The 6,203-nt window shown below is 68.8% G+C and carries 2 protein-coding genes; one reads left to right on the top strand and one right to left on the bottom strand.

Going from position 1 to position 6,203, the window contains the following annotated elements; all coding sequences use genetic code 11:
- Positions 1–12: 12 nt before the first annotated feature.
- A complete protein-coding gene (locus tag ACFQ7F_RS33220) occupies positions 13–579 on the bottom strand; it encodes a DJ-1/PfpI family protein (RefSeq protein ID WP_383278635.1) in 567 nt (188 codons plus the stop codon).
- A gap of 524 nt (positions 580–1,103) precedes the next feature.
- On the opposite strand from ACFQ7F_RS33220, the gene ACFQ7F_RS33225 reads away from it, so the two are divergent.
- A complete protein-coding gene (locus ACFQ7F_RS33225) occupies positions 1,104–6,050 on the top strand; it encodes an NAD-glutamate dehydrogenase (RefSeq protein WP_383278638.1) in 4,947 nt (1,648 codons plus the stop codon).
- Positions 6,051–6,203: the final 153 nt, after the last annotated feature.

The following is a 6,203-nucleotide window of genomic DNA, read 5'->3' on the forward strand; positions in this document are numbered from 1 at the left end:
AGGCCACCCCGCCTAGGTGACAGGCGCCTTCGCCCGCAGCACGGTGAGGAACTCCCTCATCCAGCCCGAGTGGTCCGACCAAGAACGGGCCGAGACCAGCATGCCGTCGACCACCACCTCCGCGTCCTGGAACGTCGCGCCCGCCGTCTGCATGTCCAGCTCAAGGGCCGGATACGCCGTGACCCTGCGGCCGCTCAGGCCGCCGATCGCCGCCGTCAGGAGCGGGCCGTGGCAGATCTGCGCGATCGGCTTGTCCGCGTCGAAGAAGGACTTGAGGATCTTGCGGAGCTCCGGGTCGTTGCGCAGATACTCCGGGGCCCGGCCGCCGGGGATCACCAGGGCGACGTACTGGCCGGGATCGACCTCGGAGAAGGCGAGGTCCGCGGGCCATGTGTAGCCCGGCTTCTCCGTGAACGTGTCGAAGCCCTGCTCGAAGTCGTGCACCACGAACTGCAGCTTCTTGCGGGCGGGGGCGGCGATGTGGACGTCGTACCCCTCCTCGCGCAGCCGTTGGTAGGGGTACATGACCTCCAGCGACTCCGCCGCGTCACCGGTCACTATCAGGATCTTGGCTGCCATCGGTGCTCGCTCCCCAATCGTGGGCGGACCGGATCCGGTCCGTCGCGCGCTGTCCGTTGCTGTCTGTCCGTTGCTGTCTGTCCGTCCCGCTCAACGTGCATCCGTGCGTCCGGTTTGCCAAGGGGGCGGGACGTTGACGGATGGCGCGATAGTTCCTGTGCAGAGTGTCAAAGTTCCACCTCTGGATTTGTACAGAAGCGGCTCATGACGAGTCCCGGGTGGAGGGCGATAGCCTTGACCCGTGATCAGCGCGATATCCCGCGGGGGCGTCTACGCCCCCGCCCTGCGCCCGGGGAACACGGAGGACATCCGTGCCCGGGGCGTCGCTGACGCTTCTTCGCGGTGCGGACAGCCCACTATTCCCAGCCATCGATCAGCGAAACCGCTGAAAATGGCGGATAACCGCCCGCTCATCTCTCACCGCGGCATAACGTCGACTTCGACCGGAGACCCCGCGTCGTGGCGTTACGTCGGATCATTTCCTTCTACGTCACGCAACGGCGCGCGACAGGAGTCAGAGGACAATGCAGAACAAGCTGGACGAAGCCAAAGCCGAGTTGCTCACACGGGCGGCCCGGGTAGCTGAGAACAGCCCGGCCGGTGGCCGCCTACCGAGTGGCGCACCGACCGGGTCGAAGGGCGACGAGGCCACGACCGACCAGGACATGGCTCTTGCGTTCCTCCAGCGCTACTACCTGCACACGGCCCCGGAGGACCTTGCCGACCGGGACCCGGTCGACGTCTTCGGAGCAGCTTTTTCCCATTACCGTCTTGCCGAGAACCGCCCGCAGGGCACGGCCAATGTCCGCGTGCACACGCCGACCGTCGAGGAGAACGGCTGGACGTGCAGCCACTCCGTCGTCGAGGTGGTCACCGACGACATGCCTTTCCTTGTCGACTCGGTCACCAATGAGCTTTCGCGGCAGGGGCGCGGCATCCATGTCGTCATCCACCCCCAGGTCGTCGTACGACGGGATCTGACCGGAAAGCTCCTTGAGGTCCTGACGGACCCGGGCACGGAGCGCCCGCACGACGCGGTCACCGAGTCCTGGATCCATGTCGAGACGGACCGCGAGACCGACCGCGCGGACCTGAAGCAGATCAGCGTCGATCTGCTGCGGATCCTCTCCGACGTGCGCGAGACCGTCGAGGACTGGGAGAAGATGCGCGATGCCGCGCTGCGCATCGCCGATGAGCTGCCCACCGAGCCGACCGCTGACGACCTGCGCGACCAGGAGGTCGGTGAGGCGCGCGAGCTCCTGCGCTGGCTCGCCGACAACCACTTCACTTTCCTCGGCTTCCGTGAGTACAACCTGACGGACGACGACTCGCTCGCCGCGGTGCCCGGCACCGGCCTCGGCATCCTGCGCGCCGACCCGAAGCACGACGGGGAGGAGGACCATCCGGTCAGCCCCTCCTTCAGCCGACTGCCCGCGGACGCCCGCGCGAAGGCCCGTGAGCACAAGCTTCTGGTTCTCACCAAAGCGAACAGCCGTGCCACCGTGCACCGGCCCAGCTACCTCGACTACGTCGGCGTGAAGAAGTTCGACGCCGAGGGCAACGTCGTCGGCGAGCGGCGCTTCCTCGGGCTCTTCTCGTCCGCCGCGTACACCGAGTCCGTGCGCCGCGTGCCGGTCATCCGCCGCAAGGTCCAGGAAGTCCTCAAGGGCGCGGGCTTCTCGCCCAACAGCCACGACGGCCGCGACCTGCTCCAGATCCTGGAGACCTACCCGCGCGACGAGCTCTTCCAGACCCCGCCCGACGAGCTGCGCTCCATCGTCACATCCGTCCTTTATCTCCAGGAGCGCCGTCGGCTCCGGCTCTACCTGCGCAAGGACGAGTACGGCCGTTACTACTCGGCGCTCGTCTACCTGCCGCGTGACCGCTACACCACCGGCGTACGCCTGCGGATCATCGACATCCTCAAGGAGGAGCTCGGCGGCGACAGCGTCGACTTCACCGCCTGGAACACGGAGTCGATCCTCTCCCGGCTGCACTTCGTGGTCCGTGTCGCGCCGGGCGGCGGGCTTCCGCAGCTCACCGACGCCGACACCGACCGCATCGAGGCCCGGCTCGTCGAGGCCGCACGCTCCTGGGCCGACGGCTTCGGCGAGGCGCTGACCGCAGAGTGCGGCGAGGAGCGCGCCGCCGAGCTGCTCCGCCGCTACTCGGGCGCCTTTCCCGAGGGCTACAAGGCGGACCACACGCCGCGCGCCGCCGTCGCCGACCTCCAGCACCTCGAGCAGCTGAAGCAGGGGCGCGAGGACTTCGCCCTGAGCCTGTACGAGCCGGTGGGCGCCGCCCCCGGCGAGCGCCGCTTCAAGATCTACCGCTCCGGCGGCCAGGTCTCGCTCTCCGCCGTCCTGCCGGTGCTTCAGCGCCTTGGCGTGGAAGTCACCGACGAGCGCCCCTACGAGCTGCGCTGCACGGACCGTACGAACGCGTGGATCTACGACTTCGGGCTCCGCATGCCCAAGACGCAGAACGGCAACGGCGACTACCTCGGCGACGACGGCCGCGAGCGTTTCCAGGAGGCGTTCGCCGCCGCCTGGACCGGCGAGGCCGAGGTCGACGGCTTCAACTCGCTCGTCCTGCGGGCCGGGCTCAACTGGCGGCAGGCGATGGTCCTTCGCGCCTACGCCAAGTACCTGCGCCAGGCGGGCTCCACCTTCAGCCAGGACTACATGGAGGACACCCTCCTCAACAACGTCCACACCACCCGCCTTCTCGTCTCGCTCTTCGAGGCGCGGATGTCCCCGGACCGTCAGCGCGCCGGGACCGAGCTGACCGACGGGCTCATGGAGGAGCTCGACGGGGCGCTCGACCAGGTCGCGTCCCTCGACGAGGACCGGATCCTGCGGTCCTTCCTCACCGTCATCAAGGCGACGCTGCGCACGAACTTCTTCCAGGAGGCGGAGGGCGGCAAGCCGCACAACTACGTCTCCATGAAGTTCGACCCGCAGGCCATCCCCGACCTCCCCGCGCCGCGTCCGGCGTACGAGATCTGGGTGTACTCGCCGCGCGTCGAGGGCGTGCACCTGCGCTTCGGCAAGGTCGCCCGCGGCGGGCTCCGCTGGTCCGACCGGCGTGAGGACTTCCGTACCGAGATCCTCGGCCTGGTCAAGGCGCAGATGGTGAAGAACACCGTCATCGTGCCCGTCGGCGCCAAGGGCGGCTTCGTCGCCAAGCAGCTGCCCGACCCGTCCGTGGACCGCGACGCGTGGCTGGCCGAGGGCGTGGCCTGCTACAAGACGTTCATCTCGGCGCTGCTCGACATCACCGACAACCTGGTCGCGGGCGAGGTCGTGCCGCCGGCCGACGTCGTGCGCCACGACGAGGACGACACGTACCTCGTGGTCGCGGCCGACAAGGGCACGGCGACGTTCTCCGACATCGCGAACGAGGTCGCCCAGTCCTACAACTTCTGGCTCGGTGACGCCTTCGCCTCCGGCGGCTCCGCCGGTTACGACCACAAGGGCATGGGCATCACCGCCCGCGGCGCCTGGGAGTCCGTCAAGCGGCACTTCCGGGAGCTGGGCACCGACACCCAGACCGAGGACTTCACGGTCGTCGGCGTCGGCGACATGTCCGGTGACGTGTTCGGCAACGGCATGCTGCTCTCCGAGCACATCCGCCTGGTGGCCGCCTTCGACCACCGGCACATCGTCATCGACCCGAGGCCGGACGCCGCCACCTCGTACGCCGAGCGCCGCCGCCTCTTCGAGCTGCCGCGCAGCTCCTGGGCGGACTACAACAAGGAGCTGCTCTCCGCGGGCGGCGGGATCTTCCCGCGCAGCGCCAAGGCGATCCAGCTGAACGCCCACATCCGTGAGGCACTCGGCATCGAGACGCGCGTCGCGAAGATGACCCCGGCCGACCTGATGAAGGCCATCCTGCAGGCGCCGGTCGACCTGCTGTGGAACGGCGGCATCGGTACGTACGTGAAGTCGTCGGTCGAGTCGAACAGCGACGTCGGCGACAAGGCGAACGACTCGATCCGCGTCAACGGCGCCGATCTGCGCGTCAAGGTCGTCGGCGAGGGCGGCAACCTCGGTCTGACCCAGCTGGGCCGCATCGAGTTCGCGCGGACCGGTGGGCGTATCAACACCGACGCCATCGACAACAGCGCGGGCGTGGACACCTCCGACCACGAGGTGAACATCAAGATCCTGCTCAACGCGGTCGTCGCCAACGGCGACATGACCGTCAAGCAGCGCAACAAGTTCCTCGCCGCGATGACCGACGAGGTCGGGACCCTGGTCCTGCGCAACAACTACGCGCAGAACACCGCCCTGTCGAACGCGGTCGCCCAGTCCCCGTCCCTCCTCCACGCCCACCAGCGCTTCATGCGCAGGCTCGGCAAGCAGGGCCACCTGAACCGGGACCTGGAGTTCCTGCCCAGCGACCGGCAGATCCGTGAACTCCTGAGCTCAGGACGTGGGCTCAGCCAGCCCGAGCTCGCCGTGCTCCTCGCGTACACGAAGATCACGGCGGCCGACGAGCTGATCCAGACGACGCTCCCGGACGACGACTACCTGCGCAGGCTGCTGCACGCGTACTTCCCCGAGGCGCTGCGGGAGAAGTTCCCGGAGCAGGTCGACGGGCACGCGCTGCGCCGCGAGATCATCACCACGGTCCTGGTCAACGACACGGTGAACACGGGTGGTTCGACCTTCCTGCACCGTCTGCGTGAGGAGACCGGGGCCTCGCTCGAGGAGATCGTGCGGGCGCAGCTCGCGGCCCGCGAGATCTTCGGTCTGAGCAAGGTCTGGGACGCGGTCGAGGCGCTCGACAACGTCGTGGCGGCCGATGTCCAGACCCGTATCCGGCTGCACTCGCGCCGCCTGGTCGAGCGTGGCACGCGCTGGCTGCTCAACAACCGGCCGCAGCCGCTCCAGCTCGCCGAGACCATCGACTTCTTCAGCGAGGGTGTCGCCGAGGTCTGGACCGAGCTGCCGAAGCTCCTGAGCGGCTCCGACCTGGAGTGGTACCAGGGCATCCGCGACGAGCTGGTGGGCGCGGGCGTCCCCGACGAACTGGCCCAGCGCGTCGCCGGGTTCTCGTCGGCCTTCCCGTCGCTCGACATCGTGGCGATCGCCGACCGCACGGACAAGCAGCCGATGGCCGTCGCCGAGGTCTACTACGACCTCGCCGACCGGCTGCGGATCACCCAGCTCATGGACCGCATCATCGAGCTGCCGCGGGCCGACCGCTGGCAGTCGATGGCGCGCGCCTCGATCCGCGAGGACCTGTACGCGGCGCACGCCGCCCTGACGGCCGACGTCCTTGCCGTAGGGAACGGCGAGGACACTCCCGAGCAGCGGTTCAAGGCCTGGGAGGAGAAGAACGCGGCGATCCTGAGCCGGTCGCGGTCGACCCTGGACGAGATCCAGAGCTCGGACGCGTTCGACCTGGCGAATCTGTCGGTCGCCATGCGGACGATGAGGACACTGCTCCGTACGCACTCGTGATCCGTCGTAATTCGTCGTAATCCCTCGCACGCCGATGGGGGCGCCCCCCGGCGGGGGGGGCGGGGGGGGCCGCGAGCCGCGGGGCGGGGGGGCGGCGGGGGGGGGGGCCGCCGCGCACCCCGCGACGAACACCCCCGCGGCCTCCGAGACCAC

Source organism: Streptomyces sp. NPDC056486, assembly GCF_042795295.1.
In the GTDB taxonomy this organism is placed as follows: domain Bacteria; phylum Actinomycetota; class Actinomycetes; order Streptomycetales; family Streptomycetaceae; genus Streptomyces.